The 18,776-nt window shown below is 75.6% G+C and carries 15 protein-coding genes; 4 read left to right on the plus strand and 11 right to left on the minus strand.

The window, feature by feature from the left end:
• Positions 1-39 precede the first annotated feature (39 nt).
• The 6 genes from LIX60_RS20660 to LIX60_RS20685 all read right to left on the minus strand — a co-directional run bounded on the left by LIX60_RS20660 (position 40) and on the right by LIX60_RS20685 (position 8,391).
• Positions 40-783 (minus strand): bifunctional DNA primase/polymerase, encoded by a 744-nt coding sequence (locus tag LIX60_RS20660; protein WP_227959806.1) that lies wholly within the window; start codon positions 781-783, stop codon positions 40-42.
• A 354-nt stretch (positions 784-1,137) separates the two neighbouring features.
• Complete coding sequence (locus LIX60_RS20665; protein WP_227959807.1) at positions 1,138-1,512, minus strand: hypothetical protein; 375 nt, start codon at positions 1,510-1,512, stop codon at positions 1,138-1,140.
• Positions 1,513-1,615: 103 nt separating this feature from the next.
• On the minus strand, positions 1,616-2,896 hold the full coding sequence (locus LIX60_RS20670) for an AAA domain-containing protein (protein WP_227962844.1): 1,281 nt from the start codon (positions 2,894-2,896) through the stop codon (positions 1,616-1,618).
• 316 nt (positions 2,897-3,212) lie between these two features.
• Positions 3,213-4,907, minus strand: coding sequence for a hypothetical protein (locus LIX60_RS20675; RefSeq protein ID WP_227959808.1), 1,695 nt, complete (start codon positions 4,905-4,907; stop codon positions 3,213-3,215).
• Positions 4,898-6,337 carry a hypothetical protein gene (locus tag LIX60_RS20680; protein WP_227959809.1) on the minus strand — a complete coding sequence of 480 codons (1,440 nt, stop codon included), beginning with the start codon at positions 6,335-6,337 and terminating at the stop codon, positions 4,898-4,900. Before LIX60_RS20680 ends, LIX60_RS20675 begins: the two co-directional genes overlap by 10 nt.
• A 608-nt stretch (positions 6,338-6,945) precedes the next feature.
• Positions 6,946-8,391, minus strand: coding sequence for a hypothetical protein (locus tag LIX60_RS20685; RefSeq protein ID WP_227959810.1), 1,446 nt, complete (start codon positions 8,389-8,391; stop codon positions 6,946-6,948).
• Between the two features lie 277 nt (positions 8,392-8,668).
• Between LIX60_RS20685 and LIX60_RS20690 the strand changes: the two genes are divergently transcribed.
• Positions 8,669-9,181 (plus strand): hypothetical protein, encoded by a 513-nt coding sequence (locus LIX60_RS20690; RefSeq protein ID WP_227959811.1) that lies wholly within the window; start codon positions 8,669-8,671, stop codon positions 9,179-9,181.
• A gap of 213 nt (positions 9,182-9,394) precedes the next feature.
• Positions 9,395-10,282, plus strand: coding sequence for a spermidine synthase (locus tag LIX60_RS20695; protein ID WP_227959812.1), 888 nt, complete (start codon positions 9,395-9,397; stop codon positions 10,280-10,282).
• Positions 10,283-10,370: 88 nt separating this feature from the next.
• On the opposite strand, the gene LIX60_RS20700 is transcribed toward LIX60_RS20695, so the two are convergent.
• Entirely contained in the window at positions 10,371-10,946 is a 576-nt protein-coding gene (locus tag LIX60_RS20700) for a hypothetical protein (RefSeq protein ID WP_227959813.1), read from the minus strand.
• Positions 10,947-11,031: 85 nt separating this feature from the next.
• On the opposite strand from LIX60_RS20700, the gene LIX60_RS20705 reads away from it, so the two are divergent.
• Both LIX60_RS20705 and LIX60_RS20710 read left to right on the plus strand, forming a co-directional pair.
• A complete protein-coding gene (locus tag LIX60_RS20705; RefSeq protein ID WP_227959814.1) occupies positions 11,032-11,724 on the plus strand; it encodes a response regulator transcription factor in 693 nt (230 codons plus the stop codon).
• Positions 11,725-11,830: 106 nt separating this feature from the next.
• Positions 11,831-13,393, plus strand: coding sequence for a HAMP domain-containing sensor histidine kinase (locus tag LIX60_RS20710; RefSeq protein WP_227959815.1), 1,563 nt, complete (start codon positions 11,831-11,833; stop codon positions 13,391-13,393).
• A gap of 305 nt (positions 13,394-13,698) precedes the next feature.
• Here LIX60_RS20710 and LIX60_RS20715 read toward each other — a convergent pair whose 3' ends face one another.
• The 4 genes from LIX60_RS20715 to LIX60_RS20730 form a co-directional block, all read right to left on the minus strand.
• Positions 13,699-15,285 carry a GH1 family beta-glucosidase gene (locus LIX60_RS20715; RefSeq protein ID WP_227959816.1) on the minus strand — a complete coding sequence of 529 codons (1,587 nt, stop codon included), beginning with the start codon at positions 15,283-15,285 and terminating at the stop codon, positions 13,699-13,701.
• Between the two features lie 124 nt (positions 15,286-15,409).
• The gene (locus tag LIX60_RS20720; protein WP_227959817.1) at positions 15,410-16,363 is read right to left on the minus strand and encodes a carbohydrate ABC transporter permease; all 954 of its coding nucleotides are present in this window, start codon (positions 16,361-16,363) and stop codon (positions 15,410-15,412) included.
• Complete coding sequence (locus LIX60_RS20725) at positions 16,360-17,352, minus strand: carbohydrate ABC transporter permease (RefSeq protein ID WP_227959818.1); 993 nt, start codon at positions 17,350-17,352, stop codon at positions 16,360-16,362. The genes LIX60_RS20720 and LIX60_RS20725 overlap by 4 nt, the downstream gene beginning before the upstream one ends.
• Positions 17,353-17,435: 83 nt before the next feature.
• A complete protein-coding gene (locus tag LIX60_RS20730; RefSeq protein ID WP_227959819.1) occupies positions 17,436-18,764 on the minus strand; it encodes an extracellular solute-binding protein in 1,329 nt (442 codons plus the stop codon).
• Positions 18,765-18,776: the final 12 nt, after the last annotated feature.

Below are 18,776 nucleotides of genomic sequence, written 5' to 3' on the forward strand. Positions count from 1 at the left end.
CGTATCCGGGTCCGCGAAAATCGATAAGCCGGGACGGCCTCAGCAGGCGCCGGTGGGGGCGGCGAGAGCCGGGGCGGGAAGCGGCCGGCCGGCCGCCGCACCGCCCGGAACGGCCCCGGAGCAGGCCCACCGCAGCACCTCGCCGCCGGGCAGCCAGGGGTGCCGGACGTCGGGCGCCGCCAGCCAGCGGGAGAGCGCCGGACGGGCGGTACCGGCGCCGTTCCCCGGCCCGGGGACACCGGTTCCGGCCACGGGGCGGAGGCCGCCGGGGGCGGCCGCGACGGCCGGGGCCGGAGGTCTCGCCGTCGCCGCGAGGGCGGAGGCGGGCAGGCGCAGCGGCGGTACGGTCACCGTGTCGCCCGTCCCGTGGCAGAGCAGCGGCGGGAGGGCCGCGCCCCACTGCGTCCCGGCGAGCAGGGCGGGCAGCCGGCGGGCCGTGCCGGGCTCGGTGAAGAGCAGCAGGCGTCCGCGGTGCACGGCCACCGGTCCGGAGCCGGGGCCCTTCGACCACAGCCGGTCCAGCAGCCGCCGGCCGAACACGCCCGGAGCGCTGATCACGTCGAACGCCGTTCCGCAGGGCAGTACGGCCGGGGCCTCCGGGCGGGCGGCCCAGAGGGCCAGGACGCGCTGCGGGGCCGGGGCGGCCGATGCGAGCCAGGCCGCCCCGGCGGCGGTGACCCGGGCCGGGACGAGGGAGCCGTCGTCCGGCGCGGGAGCCCGGAAGAGGGCGAAGCGGGTGGATCCGTCGGGGTGCTGCCACGGTCGCGGCTGCCAGTCGCTCATGGCGTCCATGTTTATCGGTCGGGCCCCCGCATATCCGGTGCTTGCCGGAATTCGGCGGGGCGAGGCGGGGCGAGGCGGGACGGATGCGCTCCCGCTCGGCGAGGGCCGGGGAGGAAGTGACACGGGTGAGCGCGGGGGTGGACGGGTTCCGCCCCCGGTTGCCGGTTGCCGGTTGCCGGTTGCCGGTTGCCGGTTCCGGGCTCCGGCTTTCCGCGGCCCGGTTTTCCGGGGTCCGGAACGCACCCGCCGGGGAGGGGACGCCGTCCCCCCACCCCGGGAGTGCCCTCCGGGCGGTCACGGGCCTCGCGCCCGCGGGGACCGCCCGCCGGGCCGCCCGCGCGGACCGGGCCGTGCTCAGTCCGCGGTGGGGCCGCCGTCGCGGAGCAGTTCGCGGCCGAAGTCGATCATGCGCCGGGTGTAGTCCTCCGACCACTCCGCGCGCTCGGCGATGGCCGAAACCGGCAGCCGGTCGAACCGCTTCGGGTCGGCCAGCTGCGCCGCCGCGATGGCCTGGAACTCGGTCGCCCGGTCGGCGGCCGCGCGGAACGCCAGCGTCAGCTCCGTGGAACGGGACAGGAGCTGCCGCGGGTCCTCGATCGACTCCAGATCGAAGAAGTGCTCGGGGTCCGCGACCGCCTCGGGCGGCTCGAAGAGCAGCGCCGCCGGTTTGCGGTGGCGCCGCGCCCCGCCGCGGTCGCGGTGATCGGGAGCCGAATGCGGCTCGGTCATGTACGTGCCTCCCGGCTGTTCGGTTCGCTCGGGTCCGCGGACGGGCCTCCCCGCGTCCGCGCACCCCGTCCATTGTCCAGGGACGCGCAAGAGGGCCCGGGGGTCACGGCCTCCAGCGCACCCGGTGCTCCTCCAGTCGCGTCATCACGGCGTGGTTCGCCTCCCAGCCGTCCGGGAACTTCACGGTCACCCCGAGCTGTACCGGTTCCGTGGACGGGTGCCCGTCCAGCAGCTCCCTCACGCCCTCCCGGCACACCACGACGCACGCGTGGCGGTGGCGCGAGGCCAGGACGCACAGCCGGCCCGTCTCCAGATGGAAGGCCGTGGCGTCGGGGCGGCCGGAGAGCGGGTGCAGGACGACCGTCACATCGAATTCCCGGCCCTGCAGCCGGTTGGCCGTGTCCACGGTGACCTCGCCCGCGTCCAGTGCGGCGAGCGCCTCCCGTACGGCCGCGGCCTGGTCGCGGTGGGCCGTGCCGACCGCGATCCGGTCGGCCGTCAGCGGCACCGCGTCCCGGCGCTCGTCGGCCGTCACCCCGCGCCGGTCCAGCAGCCGCCGCACCACCCGCGCCACGGCGCCCACGGCCTCCGGGTCGGTGCGGGGGGTGTGCCGCGCGGGCAGCTCCAGCAGGCCCCAGCCGGACTCGGCGGCCTCGTCCAGCACCCGGTCCGCCGGTGAGCCGTCCGCCGCCGTGCCGAAGGACAGCCGCCGGTCGCCCGGCCCCGTGCCGCTGCGGAACGGGGTGTAGGGGTAGAAGGCGCCGGACACCAGCGGCGCCGCCGACGCCGGCAGCCGCCAGGACACCGGCAGCCGGTGCTGCGGCAGCGCCGGGTTGTGCGCGAGCAGTGTGGACACGGCGCTGGCCGACGGGTCGTACGACAGCCCCGCCCACTGCTCGGCGCCGACCACGCTGAACGGGTCGAGCTGCCCCGGGTCGCCGACGAACAGGGCGCGCTCGAAGAGCCCCGCGACGGCCAGCAGCGCGTCCGAACGCATCTGGTACGCCTCGTCGACGATGGCGTGCCGCCACGGCTCGGCGTTCTTGACGTGGGCCCACTTCGCGGCCGTCGAGATCACGACCTCCATCCCCGCGAGGTCGGCGGCCTTGGCGGAGGTGCGGACGGAAGGGTGCCCGTCCAGCGTCTTGTCGTACGGATCGGGGTCGCTGCTGTGCAGCCGGCCGACGGGGAGCTCCGGGTCGGCGGTCGCCAGCCGGTCGACGAGATCGTCCACCTGCGCGTTCGTCTGCGCGACCACCATCAGGCGGTGCCCGGCGGCGGCCAGCTCGCGCGCGGCCCGGACGACCAGGGTGGACTTGCCCGCGCCGGGCGGGGAGTCCACGACCACACCGCGGTACGGGCTGTGCAGGGTGTCGTGGAGGATCGCCTCGGTCGCGCGGGCGGCCTCCGCACCGGGGTCGAAGGCGGCGCGGCCGGGCGCCCCGGACTCCCGCGGGCCGGGCGCGGAGCCCGGTTCGGGTACGGAGCCGGGTCCGGGCCCGCCTCCGGCGCGGTCCGCCGCCGGGAAACGTGCGGGTGAGGGGAGGCCGGTGCCGGTCACGGGGAATCCTTCCGGGGCATGTGGTGGTGCGGCCCCGCCATGAGGCGGGCGGGCCGGCTCGGGGCCGGTGTGCCCCCGCGCTCCGCCGCCGGGGTCCGGCTGCCGTTCGGGCCGGGCGCGGTCGGTACGGGGACGCGGGTCACAGGAAGTCCTCCGCGGTCGCCGTATCCGGGCCGGTGTCGAGGACGACTGGCCGCCCGCCGGGGGCCGCGGGGACGGCAGGCACGGGCGCGGCCGGTCCGGCGGCACCGGACGGGGCCGGGACACCGCCGTCGCCGCCCGGGACGACCGGCGGACCGCCGTGGGTCCACGGGGTCCGCTCCGGGTCGGGCAGGTCGGGCCCGCCCCGGGGGGCATGCTCGAACAGCGTCCAGCACACGCGGTCGCCCGGCTCCGGCACCGAGCCCTCGTCCGGCACCTTGCCGCGGCCCATGCCGCCGGTCAGCCGGACGACGATGCCCTCCGGCCGCCGCTCCACGCACTCGCCGGGCTGGCTCCGGCCGTCGGCCAGGGCCCGGTACACCTTCGTCCGCTCCGTCAGATGCGGCTGGTCGTCCGTCCGGACCGTGACCAGGGGGCGAGGCATCGGCCGCCGCCCCTCCGAGTACGCCATCTCCACCGCCGCGACCTCGCCCGCGAAGGCTTCACCGGCCAGCCGCCGGGCCGCCATCACCAGCGGATCGTCCAGCGCCTCCTGCGCGTCGAGCTGGGCCTGCGCCGTCTCGCGCGTGGCGAGTTTCTGCGCGGCCGTGACCGCGTCGTCCCGCTTGGGCTGCGGCGGCTCGCCGGCCCGGACGCGGTCCCGGTGCGCGGTGTACGACCAGCGGTCCCGCTTCCAGCGGTCGGCGACGTGGCCGCCCGGCGGCAGGGCCCGCAACAGGTCGACCCCGCGCCACAGGGCGTCCCAGGTGGGCCGCACCTGGCTCTCGACCAGGGCGCGGATCTCCTCCTCGGAGGCCGCCACGTCCCGCCGCGCGCCGCGCAGCCGCCCCGGGGCTCCCGCCTCCGCCGCGGCCGCCGCCTCCGACCGGGACCGGTCGTAGCGGCCCATCGCCGGCGCCAGCCGCTTGTTGTCGAACGCCGGGTCGGTCGCGGGACCGGCGGGCGGGCACACCAGCAGCCCGTCCCCGTCGCGCTCCACCTCCGCGCGGAGCGCCGCCTCGGCGCCCGTCAGACCCTCCGGGGGGTCGATCCAGCCGAGGAGCGCCCCCAGATGCTGGTCCTCGGCGCCGCTCTGGCCCGTCGTCCAGTGCCGGGACAGCAGCCCCGTCATGGGCAGCAGCAGGGAGGAGCCCGGCACCCGGGACCGCTCGCCGTAGTGCGTCAGCCAGCGTCCGAGCAGCGGCACCCGGGGCGGCGCCGGATGCGGCGTCTCCGGATCCTGCTCGGCGGTGCGCCGGAAACGCATGGAGCGGCCCAGCAGCCGGACGAACGAGACACCGGCCGTGCTCGGGACCAGCAACTGCGGTGCGTCCGCGCAGAGTTCGACCTGCACCGGCACCTTCTTGCCGGACTCGGGGTCGGTCTCCTTGCGCTCCTCCAGTTCCACGCCGTCCGCGTAGGCGTCGATGTACGGCAGCAGCACCTCGGCGAGCTCCGCCAGGAAGGCGGACCGCAGATCGCGGTCGCGCGGCTGGGGCACCACCAGCAGCCGGGGCGCGGAGCGGTCGGTGCCGACCAGGGCCCCGAGCGGGGCTCCCGCCTCGCCGGCGGTCGTCAGCGGGACGAAGGCCATCGGCCGGTCCGAGAGGTGACGGTGGAGCACCGTGGCCCCGGGCGCGGCCCGGCCGGCGGCCACGGCCTCCATCCGCGCGAGGGTGGTGATCAGCGACATCCGGGCTCTCCCTTCCGGTGGGCGGCGGGGAGTCCGTCGCGTCCGGCGGCGTCACCCGCGGTGGCCAGGGCCTCCGCGCGCAGGGCCGCCGCCCGGCGGAGGGCGGACACGGCCGGGTCGGCCGGGTCGCCGTGCTCGCCGAAAGCCGCCTCCAGCACGCTCTCCACGGTGGTCAGCCCGCCCAACTCGCCCCGCACACCCCGCCCCAGCGCCTCCACGGCACCGGCCTCGCGGGACCGCGCCCGGCAGTGGAAGGCCAGCTCGCAGGCGGCCAGGCACTCCGGGGCGTAGGCGGCGGGAACCGCGTCGACGGCGGCCGCCAGTTCCTCCGGCGGCCGGGTCGGGGTCCTGTCGTCGTCGGCGAGGCGCAGATCGAAGGTGGTGCCCTCGGGGAGCGCCGCCGCGATGTCCTCGATGCGGGTCAGCCGGTCCAGCTGCCGCCGGGTGACGGCCAGTTGCTTGCGTACGTCGACCGGCTCGGCCGTGGGCAGGTTGGAGAAGTCCTTGGGGCAGACCAGCAGGATCGTGGACCGCACCCGGCCCGCCCCGTGCGGTCCGGCCTCCGGCGCCTCCCCGGCTCCGGGGGCCCCCGCGGACCCTGCGGGACGTTCCCGGGTCACCGCGTCCGCCGCCCGTGCCGGTGCCTGTACCTGCCCCTGCCCCTGTGCCTGTGCCTGTGCCGGGAGGGTGGCGTCCCCGCCGGATGCCGGCTGCCGGTCGATCTCCTCCGCCAGCCCGCGCAGCGCCAGGACGTACACCGCGGCCTGCCGGGCCGCCGCCCCGACCTTCGCGGCGTCCGCCGAACCGTCCACGACGGGGAAGGACTTGACCTCCACGACCGTGCAGCTCCCGTCCGGGTGCACCGCCACGGCGTCCGGTTCCAGAGCGGCCGGTGAACCGGCCACGTCGAGCCGGACCATGGGATGGAACAGCAGCGTCCAGCCCCCGCCGGCGAAGGCTTCCGCCAGCGCCAGCCGGGTGCGCGCCGTGCGGCCCTCCGGTCCGGGGGCGGAGAGGTCGGGCACGTTCACCTCCCCCGGCTCCGGCACGGGCCCGTCGGCACCGAACCGCTCGCGCAGCAGCCGGATCAGCTCGGCGCCGCCGTCGGCCTGCACCCGGGCCTCGAAGACATTGCCCCGGACGAAGGCGAACTCCGAGCGGCCGAAGCCCGCCGGGGACCCGAGGGCCCGGGCGAGGGCGGACTTGTCCACCCCGGCCCCGTCGAGCAGCGCCCGGCGCCGGCAGCCGGGGTTGGCGGCCAGCGCGGCCAGGGCACGGGCGTCCAGCGGGCGGGGCGCGGCGCCCGGTCCGCGCAGCTCGGCGAGGAGCCGCGGGAGCGCCGTCGCCGGCCGGTGCCCGGCCGTCGGCGACGCCGCCGGGCCGGCCGTCGCGTCGCGGCCGTGCTCGCGGTGGTGGAGGGAACCGTTCATCAGCCGCAGTCTCGCATCCCCCACCGACAGCCCCGGCGGACCCCTGCGCCCGGTGCGGCGGGTGGCGTCACGGAGAGGGCCGGGCCGGAGGCGGGTCCCGGCCGCCCCGCGGGCGGTACGAACCGGGTACGACGGTGCCCGGACGGTGCGCCTTGCGGCGGCGGGCGCACGCGGGACAGCGGGACGACGCCGGGTGCGGGACGGGACCCGGGTGCGGGACGAGCCCGTATACACCGGACGAGCCCGGACACGGGACCGGAGGAGCCCGGACACCGGAGATCCCGGACACAGGAGAGTCCCGGCACGTCCCACCAGGGCCCGGCACCCGGAGCGCCGCGCGTCCCGACTCCCGCGCCTCAACTCCCTTGCCGGGCCGACCGGTTGAGGATCACTGCTCCCCGTGCCCCGCGAACTCCCCACACCCGGGGTCGCTTCGGCTCCGGGCCCGCCCGCGCCACGGCACAGCGGGCACGGTGACAGGGCGGGCACGAGCGAGAGGCGGGCGCGGCCGGAGCGCACCGGACCGCTGAGTCCTCGCGCCCGCCGGACAGCCGCGTCCGGCGGGCCCTTCACGCCCGCCGCGCCGACCGCGGTTCCGGGCGTACGGGCTAACCGTGCAGCGCGAGGAAGTCGGCCACCGGCGCCGAACGCCGGTACGGCAGCAGCTCCCGCGCCGTCCGGTCGAGCATCGCCCGGATCCGGGTGGACCGCACCTGCTCCAGCAGGCCGATCACCTCCCGCCCGGCCGTCGCGGCCTCCTCGATCTCGCCGCCCCGTGCCAGGTCGCCCGCGAGCTGGGCCGTGAACAGCGCCCGGTTCCGCACGAAGTGGGGCTGCTGGAGCCGTACCGCGCGCCGCGCGTGCCGGGCGGCGCGCTGCCAGTCGCCCAGGGCCGACCAGCACTGCGACTCCAGCCCCTCCAGCTCCGCCTCGCCGAAGAACGACATCCACTCCGGGTCGGCGTCCGAGGGGCCGCGGGCGAAGAGGATCCGGGCGCGCAGCAGCGCCTGTTCGCAGGCGGCGCGGTCGCGGAGCCCGGCCCAGCCCCCGGCCTCGCGGAGGGCGAGCAGTGACAGCAGCCGGTGGGACGGGAGTTGACGGGCCGCCTGCTGCGCGGCCTGCGCGGCCCGGACGGCCTCGCGCGGCCGGCCCGCGTCCCGGGCGAGGAACGCGGTGTTGCAGAAGGCGTGCGCCTCCAGTCCGGGGTCGCCGGAGACCCGCGCGGTGGCGAGCGCCTCGGCGTAGTGGGAACGGGCGTCGTCGAGCCGCCCGGAGTCGTGGGCCAGCCAGCCCACGGAGATGGCGAGTTCTCCGGCGCCGACGTGCAGCCGGTCGCGGACCGACTGGCGCGGCGCCCCCGCGTCCAGCAGGGCGTAGGCGTCGCGCAGGGGCTGGGTGGCGCGACGGTAGAGGCCGTCTCCGCCGTGCCGGTCGTCCAGCAGGCGGATCTGGCGGACGGATTCCTCGACCGCCTCGGCGTCGGAGGCACCGGCGCGGCGGTGGGGGGAGGCGGCGGACGCCGGTCCCAGGGCGGCGGTCGCCACGGCGGCGGTGCCGCCGGTCATGAACGCGCGACGCAGCACGTCGCTCTCCTCGGGGGTGTCGGCTGATGGACGGGGGATTCCGGCCACGTCCGCGAGCAGTCCCGGCCGCAGGCCCGCGAGCGGTCCCGCGGGCCGGTCCGGGACGGGGCCCGCGGGCGGGACCCGTCCCGGATACGCGCCCGGCGGAGCGCCCGGAGGCCGGCCGGGAACGGCGCGGGCCCCGCGGCCGCGCACCGACTCCCGGGGCTGGAACCCCATGTCCTGGAGCGAGTGCCCCGGGAACATGTGCCGGAACACCCGTTCATACGCATAGTTGGGGCAGCGGATCTCACCGGATTCGACCCGGCCGATGTAGCGCGCGTCACACGACACCTGTTCACCGATCTCGCGCGCGGCGCGGCGCACCGCCGCGGCGAACTCGCCCGGGGAGCGGGCACCGCGCAGCTCCCGGAACGCGGTGTTCGGCCGCGGCGCGGGGCGGTTTCCGGAGGACGATGACGGTGACGCCATGGCTGGCCCTCTCCCTGGCGGTGCGCGGTGCCGGGCCCCGGTCGGGGCGGATTCTGCCGGCGGCGGCCGGGGCCCGGCACCGCCGCCGATGGCAGCAGACCGTACTCCTTGTAGCGGAGTTGTTACACACGGTTTGATGACAAAAGGGATATCCCGCCCGCGATCCGCCATGAACCGCCATCCTTTCCAGCGGTGTGCCGCCGTAGCCGTTGACATCCCCGGGTCGTTGTTCCCGGTGGACACGGAGCGTTCGGCTCCCTTCGGAGGAGGGTTTCCCTTGTTGAAGTCCGGCGTGGACACCAGCGGCTCACGGGCGGCGGCCGGGCACGGTCGCGGAACGGACCGGGGCGGCACCAAGGAGCGCGGCAAGCCCGGCCACGGAAACGCTTCCGCACACGGCTTCGGCCGCTGCGATCTCGTCACCGTGCCGGCCCGGCAGGGGCTGGAGGCGGTGGACATCCTGCGCCGCGGCGGCGGACGGCGGGCGGGGGGCACCGGCGCGGCGGACACCGGCGGCATCGGCCCCGTCCTGCACGACGGCGGCTGCGACACCATCGGCTTCCTGGTCCCGGCGGGCACCGCCGAGCGCTGGGACCTCCCGGGCAGCGCCTGCACCCGCACCGTCGCCCCGGACCCCCGGCCGGCCACGGGAGCCGACGCCCCGCCCGTGGCCGGTTCGGGCTGGCTGGTGCCGCCGGAGGCCGCCGCCGACGTCACCGACCCGGCCGCGCTGCGGGCGGCCCTGGGCGAGGCCGGCCGGCTGATCGAGGCCGTCGACCGCTGCCGCTGAGGCGGCGGCGCCGGCTCGGTGCGCTCCCCGGCCCGGCATCCCCCGCGGCGCCCGGCCGGCCCGCTCCGGCGCACTCCGGCGCACTCCGGCGCGGTGAGCGAACCGCCGCGGTGACCGTCCGGCGGGTGCGCCGGCACTGCGGCCCGGCCACCGTCCGCCCGGCCGGGACCCCGGCCGCGGTGGCGGCGCACCCGCCGACGGATACTGGGTCCCATGGCGAAAGGCAGGGCCAAGGGCCGTACGGACGGCGGTCGCGGGCGGTCGCGGCCGGCCGGACCCGCCGGCGAGCCGGTGGACGGCGGCCTCGCCGAGCTCGTCCCGGACCGCGAGCGGCCGAGGGCCTGGACGCTCACCGTCGACGGAGCGCCGCAGTCCCATGTGGACCTGGACGACCCGCGGTACCTCGACTTCGCCTACCAGCGCCGCCTCGGCCACATCATCGACCTGGCCGCGCCGCCCGGCCGTCCCCTGCGCGTCCTGCACCTCGGCGGCGGCGCCTTCACCCTCGCCCGCTACACGGCGGCGACCCGCCCCCGGTCCACCCAGCAGATCGTCGAACTCGACGCCGGGCTGATCACGTTCGTGCGGCGCGAACTGCCCCTGGACAGCGGATGGCGGATCCGGGTGCGCACCGGGGACGCCCGCGAGGGGCTGGCGAAGATCCCCGACGGCTGGGCCGATCTCGTCATCGCCGACGTGTTCGGCGGCGCCCGGACCCCCGCGCATCTCACCAGCACCGAGTTCACCGCCGAGGTGCGGCGTGCGCTGCGCCCCGGCGGCTGGTACGCCGTGAACGTCACCGACGGCCCGCCGCTCGCGCATCTGCGGGCGCGGATCGCCACCGTCCGCGCCGTCTTCCCCGAGCTGTGCCTCGCCGCCGACCCGGCGGTGCTGCGCGGCAGACGGTTCGGGAACGCCGTACTGCTGGCCGCCGACGGGCCGCTGCCCGTCGCGGAGTTCACCCGCCGGGTGGCCGGCGACCCGCACCCCGGCCGCGTCGAACACGGGCGCGCCCTGGACGACTTCACCGGGGGCGCGGTACCCGTCCCCGACGCGGCGGCCCGGCCCTCACCGGCCCCGCCGCCGGACACCTTCGGCTGACGGCTGCGGGCCGCCCGCTGACCGCCGATCGCCGACCGCTGACCTGAGGCCGGCCGGTGCCCTGAACGGCCGTTCGGCAGTGCCCCGTTCAGCCCTCGACGACCTGCACCGTCGGCGGGTGGCCGTTCCAGGTGCAGAACACGGAGGTCGTCCGCGCGCCCGAGGTGAAGTTCACCCGGATCCACTCGGTCTGCTCCCACACCTGCATCTCCCAGCCCGCGTCCGGGGTCGCGGACACCAGGCTCGCCGAACGCTCACCGAGGTCGAACACGACCCGGCCGCCCGCCACGGGGTAACTCTTCACCTCACCCCCGGCGGTGGGCGGGGAGGACGCGGCCTCCGAGGTCTTCCCCGGCTTCGCGGGCGCCCCGTCCCACGGCTTCGGCCCGCTGCCGGACGGCTCGGGCGACCGCTCGGCCGGCGCGGGGGAGGAGGACCCGGGCGAGGCCGAGGGCCCCGGACCGGAGGTCTCGGCGGCATCGCTCTCCGCGCCGCCCCGCGCCCCGGCCTCACCGCTCGCCGCCGCGCCGGCGTCGATGGGCAGGGCCCGCGGGCGGTCGTAGGCCGTGCCGGTGAGCGCGGTGTGGACGCCCCACCACGACAGGGTGGCGGCGGCTCCCGTGGCCAGGAGCCAGGCCGCGCTCTGCGCCAGTCCTCGTAGCATCGCGCCCATCCTCCCTCACACCGCCGGATGTTGACGACCGGACCACCGTGGGACCGTCCGCTCCGCATGGCGTACGGTGCCGCCCATGGCACGAGTGCTCGTGGTCGAGGACGACCAGTTCGTACGCTCCGCCCTCATCCGGCACCTGTCCGACGCCTCGCACAGCGTACGCAGCGTCGGTACGGCGCTGGAGGCGCTCCGCGAGGTGGCCCAGATCGGCTTCGACGTCGTCATCCTCGATCTGGGGCTGCCGGACCTCGACGGGGCCGAGGCGCTGAAGATGCTGCGCGGGATCACCGACGTGCCGGTCATCATCGCCACCGCGCGCGACGACGAGGCGGAGATCGTCCGGCTCCTCAACGACGGCGCCGACGACTATCTGACGAAACCGTTCTCCGTCGAGCACCTGTCCGCCCGGATGGCGGCCGTGCTGCGCCGCTCCCGGGCGACGGGAACGGCAGGCGAACCGCACGCGCACGTGCTGCGCGTCGGCGGACTGCTCGTCGACCCGCTGCGCCGCCAGGCCGAACTCGACGGCGCCTCCCTCGACCTGACCCGGCGCGAGTTCGATCTGCTGGCCTTCCTCGCCGGGCGGCCCGGGGTGGTGGTGTCCCGGCGGGAGCTGCTGGCCGAGGTGTGGCAGCAGTCCTACGGCGACGACCAGACCATCGACGTCCATCTCTCCTGGCTGCGCCGGAAACTGGGGGAGACGGCGGCCGCGCCCCGCTATCTGCACACGCTGCGCGGGGTGGGCGTCAAGCTGGAGCCGCCCCGGTGAGCGGCGTGCCGAGCGTTCCCCCGCGCATCCCCGTGCACGGCCCCGGGGAGCGCCCGGTGAGTGTTCCCGCCGGCGGCCCGGCGGGGGCGGCTGTGAGGCGGCCGGGATGAGATGGGCCCTGGTCAAGGTCTGCCTGGCGGTCACGGCCATGGTCGTGGTCGCCTTCGCCGTGCCGCTCGGGCTCGTGGTGGGGGAGATGGCGCGGGACCGGGCCTTCGCCAACGCCGAGCGGCAGGCCGCCGCCATCGGGCCGGCCCTGGCCATCACCACCGACCGCGGGGAGCTGGAACGGGCCGTCGCCAGCACGGAGTTCGGGGCGGACGGCCGGATCGCCGTCCATGTGCCGCCCGCCGGGGACAAGGCCGGTGACGCGGAAACGGCCGGGGACGCCGGGGCCGGGGAAGGCGCCGTGGAGATCGGCCGGCGCCGCGCCTCCGCCGGCGACCTGGCCGCCGCGGCCCGGCGCGGCCGGGGCTCCGTCACCGCCGTGCCGGGCGGTTTCGTACTGCTCCAGCCGACCGCCGTCGGCGCCGGGAAGACCGCCGTGGTCGAGGTGTTCGTCCCGGACGAGGAGGTCACGGCCGGGGTGCGCACCGCCTGGCTGGTGCTGGGCGGGGTGGGGCTCGCCCTGGTCCTCGGCTCGGTGGCCGTGGCGGACCGGCTCGGCACCCGGATGGTCCGCCCGGCCGAACAACTCGCCGGAGCCGCGCAGGACCTGGGCGCCGGGCGGCTCGCCACCCGCGTCCCGGTGGCGGGACCGGCCGAACTCCGTTCCGCCGCCGCCGCGTTCAACTCCATGGCCGACGAGGTCGTCCGGCTGCTCGCCAACGAGCGCGAGCTGGCCGCCGACCTCTCGCACCGGCTGCGCACCCCGCTCACGGTGCTCCGCCTCAACGCCGCCTCGCTCGGCGACGGCCCCGCCGCCGAACAGACCCGGGCGGCCGTCGCCCAGCTGGAGACCGAGGTCGACCAGATCATCCGCACCGCCCGCGAACAGCGGCCGCCGGGACGCGCCCCGGAGAGTGCCGAGACGGCGGACGGGGGCGCGGGCTGCGACGCCTCCGAGGTGATCCGGGACCGGATGGCCTTCTGGTCGGCGCTGGCCGAGGACGAGGGCCGCACCGCGGGGCTCGCCGGCGTCGAGCGGGCCGCCCGGGTGCCCGTGGCGCGCCCCGAACTGGCCGCTGCCGTCGACGCGCTCCTCGGCAACGTCTTCCGGCACACCCCCGAGGGCACGGACTTCGCGGTGGACGTCCACCACGCCGACGGGGCGGTGATCGTGCTGGTCTCGGACGCCGGCCCGGGCATCACCGACCCCGAGGCGGCGCTGCGCCGGGGGCACGGCGGCGGCGGGCGCGGCTCGACGGGGCTGGGGCTGGACATCGTGCGCCGGGTGGCCGAGTCCACGGGCGGCGATGTGCGGGTCGGCCGCTCCGTGCTCGGTGGCACGGAGGTGCGGATGTGGCTCGTGCTGGACGGCGGACGGCGGCGTTCCGGCGGGCGCCGCGTGGACCGGCTGATGCGGCGCGGACGGTGGGGACGGAGGCCGGGGAAGCCCGGAGGGCCCGGAGGGCCGGGGGAGACCGGGGGAGGCCGGGAGGGCGGGTACTCCGGTGTGAGCCCCGGCCTCCCGGGGCGGCGGGAGCGCGGTGGCCCGGCCGGAGGTTAAGCGCGGTCGATCCCAGCCTTAAGGCAGCAATAAGTACCGAACTGCCGTACGTAATAAGGGGTTTGCCGGATTCCGGTTGGCTACCGTATGCGATGTACCGGCCTCCGCTCGTCGGCGGAGGCAGGAACGGGACGTGCAGCGCGCGGTGGTGTGGGGCCGACGGCGGGACGAGCCGGAGCCCGGAACCCACCGCCCGTCAGCCGCCACCCCCCACCGGTGCGCCCCGGCCGGCGGCCCCCGCCCCGGCCGGGGCGCAACCGTGTCCGGCCGGGGGCGGCGCGGCCGGCCGGACACGGCCGCAGGGCTTATGCCGCCGGGACGGGCCCGCTGCCCGCGCCCGCGCTCGTACCCGCCGCCGCGTCGGCACCGGCCCCCGGCCCCGGGTCCGGATCCGGCAGCACGCCCGTCCGGGCCAGCCGGGAGTACCAGTGCGCGCTGGTCTTCGGGACGCGGGCCAGCGTCTCGTAGTCGACGCGGACCAGGCCGAAACGTTTGGCATAGCCGAAGGACCACTCGAAGTTGTCCATCAGCGACCAGAGGAAGTAGCCGCGCACATCGGCGCCGTCGGCCATCGCCCGGTGCACGGCGGCGAGGTGGCCGTGCAGATAGGCGATCCGCTCCGGGTCGTGTACCCGGCCGTCCGGGCCTGGCCGGTCCTCGTACGCGGCGCCGTTCTCGGTGACCAGCAGCGGCAGCCCGGGCGCTTCGCGGGTGAAGCGCATGATGAGCTCGTGGAGCCCGGTCGGGTCCACGGACCAGTCCATGGCGGTGAGTTCGCCGGGCGGCTGGTGGAAGGCGACGTCGTCGGCGCCGATCCAGGGGGAGTGGTCGCTCTTGCCGTGGCCGTCCCGGCGAGGACCGCCGTCATCGGTGGCGGCCGACACCACGGTGGGCGAGTAGTAGTTCAGGCCCAGCGCGTCGAGCCGCTGTTTGGCGGTGGCCAGGTCGCCGTCGCGGACGAAGGACCAGTCGGTGATCCCCGCGGTGTCCGCGAACAGGCTCTCCGGATAGGTGCCGTGCAGCATGGGATCGCTGAAGACGCGGGTGGCGAGGATGTCGATCCGCCGCCGGGCGTCGGCGTCGCCCGGGGAACCGGTCAGCGGCCGCACCACCCCCGCGTTGAGGCTGACGGTGACCTTCCCCCGGGCGGGCAGGACGGAGCGCAGCGCCGCGGTGCCCAGACCGTGGGCCAGGTTGAGGTGGTGGGCGGCGCGCAGGGCGGCGGCCGGGTCGGTGCGTCCCGGGGCGTGCACCCCGGAGCCGTAGCCGAGGAAGGCGCTGCACCAGGGTTCGTTGAGGGTGGCCCAGTGCTCGACGCGGTCGCCGAGGGCCTCGCCGACGAGCCGCGCGTACTCGGCGTAGCGGTGGGCGGTGTCGCGCTCGGGCCAGCCGCCCGCGTCCTCCAGCTCCTGCGGGAGGTCCCAGTGGTAGAGGGTCACCATGGGCGTGATGCCGGCCGCCAGCAGTTCGTCCACGAGGGCGCGGTAGAAGTCCAGACCGCGCTGGACGGCGGGGCCGCGGCCGGTGGGCTGGACCCGCGGCCAGGCGACGGAGAAGCGGTAGGCGCCGTAGCCCAGCTCCTTCATCAAGGCCACGTCCTCGCGCCACCGGTGATAGTGGCCGGTGGCGGTGTCCCCGGTGTCGCCGCCGGCGGTCCGGCCGGGGGTGTGGGAGAAGGTGTCCCAGATGGAGGGGGTGCGGCCGTCCTCCCGGACGGCGCCCTCGATCTGGTAGGCGGCGGTGGCGGTGCCCCAGAGGAAGCCGGGCGGGAAACGGAGCTCCCCGGAGGGGCCGGACGCCGGCTGCCCTAAGGCTTCGGGGCGGCCGGCGGGGGGCGTCCGGGGGGTCCCGGAGAGGCCGTTGAGATCGGGGACGTCGGGGACGTCGGTCATGAAATCGCTCCCATCAGAGCCGTTGCGGAGAACATGGGGGGACGGGACAGGTGGGCGTGGTGGGTGGCGGGCGGGCCCGGACCAGGCTCGGAACGGGCCCGGACCGGGCCGGGCCGGGGAGGGTTCAGCCCTTGACGGCCCCCTGCATGATGCCGCCGACGATCTGCTTGCCGAAGAGGGTGAACGCCAGCAGCAGGGGCAGGGTCCCCAGCAGCGCGCCCGCCATGATCACCGACTGGTCGGGGATATAGCCCTGGCCCAGCCCGGTCAGGGCGACCTGCACCGTGGGGTTGTCCTGGGTGAGCGCGATGATCGGCCAGAAGAAGTCGTTCCAGGCCTGGACGAAGGTCAGCATGGCGAGGACGGCCATCGCGGGCCGGGCCGCCGGGAACACCACATGCCAGACCACCCGCACGCTGTTCGCGCCGTCCACCCGCGCCGCCTCGATGATCTCGCTCGGCAGCGCCTCCACGAGGTACTGCCGCATGAAGAACACCCCGAAGGCGCTGACCAGCGTCGGCAGGATGACGGCCTGGAGCTGGTTGGTCCACTCCAGCTCGGCGATGGTCATGAACAGCGGCACCACGCTGAGCTGCGGCGGGATCATCATCGTGCCGATCACCAGCATCAGCAGCACCTCGCGGAAGCGGAACCGCAGCTTGGCGAAGGCGAAGCCCGCGATGGTGCAGAAGAGGACGGTGCCCACCGTGATGGTCCCGGCCACCACGGCCGTGTTGAGCAGCGCCAGCCCCATGTGGGCGTCGGTCCAGGCGGTCTGCAGATTGGGCAGCAGATCGGAGCCGAACCAGAAGGGCGGCGGGGTCTGCGAGAGCCGGGTGTTGTCGCGGGAGGCGGCGACGGCCGTCCACACCAGCGGGAAGAGCGAGCCCGCGGTGAAGAGGATCAGCACGGCGTAGCTGATCCGGCCGCCGTACGACTGGCCGCCGGCCCGGCCGGCCTTCCCCGCCGTGCCGCGGGCCTTCCCGGCGGCGCCGCCCCCGCCGGGTGTCCCGGGCGTGCCGGCCGCGCCGCTCTCCCCGGCCTTGCCGGCCCCGCCGGCCGGTACGAGGGTCTTCATCCGTTTCTCCTCAGCCGTCGGACGACCAGCCAGTTGACCAGGGCGATCAGCAGCAGGATCAGGAACATCGCCCAGGCGATCGCCGAGGCCCGGCCGAGATGGAAGTTGAACCAGCCCTGCTCGTACATGTAGAGCCCGAGGGTCTGGTAGGCGTGGTCCGGCCCGCCCTTCTGCCCGCCCGCGCCGCCGAAGAGCAGCGGCTCACCGAAGAGCTGGGTGGCCCCGATGGTGGAGACGACGATGGTGAAGAGGATCGTCGGCCGCAGCGAGGGGATGGTCACATGGCGGAACTGCTGCCAGCGGGTGGCCCCGTCCAGCGCCGCCGACTCGTACAGATCGCGCGGTACGGCCTGCATGGCCGCCAGATAGATCAGCGTGTTGTATCCGGTCCACCGCCAGATGACGATCGAGGCCACGGCCAGCTGCGAGGTCCAGTGCCCGGTCTGCCAGTTGATGTTCTCGATGCCGAGGAAGCCCAGCGCCCAGTTGATCATTCCGTAGTCGCGCCCGAAGAGCAGCACGAAGACGAGCGTGGCGGCCGCCACGGACGTCGCGTACGGGGCGAGCATCGCGACCCGGAAGAACATCGCGCCGCGCAGCCGGTAGTTGAGGATGTGCGCGAGACCGAGCGCCATCAGCAGCTGCGGCACGGTGGAGATCACACCGATGGTGAAGGTGTTCCGCAGGGCGTTCCAGAAGAACTCGTCCTCCATCAGCCGGGTGTAGTTGTGCAGCCCGGCCCACTCCATGGTGGTCGGTTCGTGCAGCGACACCCGGTGCAGCGAGGCCCAGCCGGTGTAGAGCAGCGGGAAGAGCCCGAAGGCGGTGAAGAAGAGGAAGAAGGGCGAGATGAAGACGTAGGGGCTCCAGCGGACGTCGCGGCGGTAGCGGCGGCTGCGCCGCTCGGCCCTCCGGTCCGCCTTCGGGTCCCTCTTCCGGCCGGCCGTCGCGGCGGTCTTCCGTCCCGCCTCGCCCGCCGTCCGGGGCATCGTACGGAGGGCCGCGTCCCCCGGTCCCCCGGAACCCGAGGCTCCGGGGGACGCGGCCGCAGAGGAGTCCGCAGTCATCCGTCTCACTGGTCCAGCAGGTTGTCGATGTTCTTCAGCGCGGCGTCCCACCCCGCCTCGGGCGACTTGCCCTGCTGCTCGACCTGGAGGATGCCGACGTCCGTGAACGCCGTCTGGATCTGCAGGTCCTTCTCGCCGAGGACGAGGGTGGGCATGTCCTCCGCGGCCCGGCTGAAGATCCCGCCGATGGGCGCGTCACCGAAGTACTCGTGCCGCGCGTCGGCGACCTCCGGCATCTCGTACGTCGTCGGCGAGCTGGGGAAGGAGGCCTGCTTCCGGAAGAGCTTGGCCTGCTGCTCGGGCGCCGTCAGCCAGGCGGCGAGCTTGACCGCCTCCTCCTTGTTCTTCGCGGCCTCCGGCACGGAGAGGAAGGAGCCGCCCCAGTTGGCGGGCTTGGGCGCCGGCGCGATGTCCCACTTGTCCGCCGCCTTGGGGCCGGCCTTCTCCTTGATGTAGCCGAGCATCCAGGCGGGGCAGGCGACGGTGGCGAACCGCCCGTTGGCGTACGCCTGGTCCCACGGCTTGTCGAACTGCTTGAGGCGGGCCGTCATCTTCCCCTCGACGGCGCGCATCGCCAGGTCCCACGAGTCCTTGACGGCCGGGCCGTCCTTGTAGATCAGCTCGCCGTCGCGGTCGTAGTACCGCTCCACGCGGCCGGAGACTGAGGCGTTGAAGAGGCCGATCGCCGTGTCCGTGTAGACGGTGCCGGACGGCGCCTTCTCCATATACTTCTCGCCGGTCTCGACGTACTTCTCCCAGTCGCCGGCCCAGAGCGCGCCGACCTTCTCGCGCTCGGTGGGCAGCCCGGCCTTCTCGAAGAGGTCCTTGCGGTAGCAGATGGCCATGGGTCCGATGTCGGTGCCGAGACCGATGGTCCGGCCGTCCTCGGCGGTGGCCTGGGCCCACTTCCAGTCCAGCCAGTTCTTCTGGTCGACGCCCTTCTCCCGGCCCAGGTCGACGAACTTGTCGGCGTGCCGGGTGACGGTCTCGGCGATGTTGCCGACCTCGATCGCCTGGATGTCCTGGAGCCCGCTGCCGGTCCCGAGGTGGGTGAGGAGCTGCGGGTAGTACTGGTCGGCCCGCTCGATGGACGTCTCCTTGATGACGACGCCGGGGTTCAACTTCTGATACTCGTCGTAGAGCCCGGCCTGTTTGTAGCCGAAGACCCCGAAGACGCCGATGGTGACGGTCTTCTTGCCGTCCGCGCTCTCCCCGGAGCCTCCCCGGTCACTGCCGCCACTGTCGTCCGCGCAACCAGCCAGCAGGCCGGTGAGAAGGGCGGCGGTGGTCGCTAAGGCCGCCGTACGCCGGGACATGTGGGCTGATCTGCGCATGACATCCTCCTG

The organism is Streptomyces sp. S07_1.15 (assembly GCF_020739505.1).
Lineage (GTDB): Bacteria > Actinomycetota > Actinomycetes > Streptomycetales > Streptomycetaceae > Streptomyces > Streptomyces xinghaiensis.

What these genes read in the sequence shown, in the direction of transcription:
- LIX60_RS20660 (WP_227959806.1), bottom strand. Translation starts at nt 783, where the DNA reads ATGAGCGACTGGCAGCCGCGACCGTGGCAGCACCCCGACGGATCCACC.
- LIX60_RS20665 (WP_227959807.1), bottom strand. Translation starts at nt 1,512, where the DNA reads ATGACCGAGCCGCATTCGGCTCCCGATCACCGCGACCGCGGCGGGGCG.
- LIX60_RS20675 (WP_227959808.1), bottom strand. Translation starts at nt 4,907, where the DNA reads ATGTCGCTGATCACCACCCTCGCGCGGATGGAGGCCGTGGCCGCCGGC.
- LIX60_RS20680 (WP_227959809.1), bottom strand. Translation starts at nt 6,337, where the DNA reads ATGAACGGTTCCCTCCACCACCGCGAGCACGGCCGCGACGCGACGGCC.
- LIX60_RS20685 (WP_227959810.1), bottom strand. Translation starts at nt 8,391, where the DNA reads ATGGCGTCACCGTCATCGTCCTCCGGAAACCGCCCCGCGCCGCGGCCG.
- LIX60_RS20695 (WP_227959812.1), top strand. Translation starts at nt 9,395, where the DNA reads ATGGCGAAAGGCAGGGCCAAGGGCCGTACGGACGGCGGTCGCGGGCGG.
- LIX60_RS20700 (WP_227959813.1), bottom strand. Translation starts at nt 10,946, where the DNA reads ATGCTACGAGGACTGGCGCAGAGCGCGGCCTGGCTCCTGGCCACGGGA.
- LIX60_RS20705 (WP_227959814.1), top strand. Translation starts at nt 11,032, where the DNA reads ATGGCACGAGTGCTCGTGGTCGAGGACGACCAGTTCGTACGCTCCGCC.
- LIX60_RS20710 (WP_227959815.1), top strand. Translation starts at nt 11,831, where the DNA reads ATGAGATGGGCCCTGGTCAAGGTCTGCCTGGCGGTCACGGCCATGGTC.
- LIX60_RS20715 (WP_227959816.1), bottom strand. Translation starts at nt 15,285, where the DNA reads ATGACCGACGTCCCCGACGTCCCCGATCTCAACGGCCTCTCCGGGACC.
- LIX60_RS20720 (WP_227959817.1), bottom strand. Translation starts at nt 16,363, where the DNA reads ATGAAGACCCTCGTACCGGCCGGCGGGGCCGGCAAGGCCGGGGAGAGC.
- LIX60_RS20725 (WP_227959818.1), bottom strand. Translation starts at nt 17,352, where the DNA reads ATGCCCCGGACGGCGGGCGAGGCGGGACGGAAGACCGCCGCGACGGCC.
- LIX60_RS20730 (WP_227959819.1), bottom strand. Translation starts at nt 18,764, where the DNA reads ATGCGCAGATCAGCCCACATGTCCCGGCGTACGGCGGCCTTAGCGACC.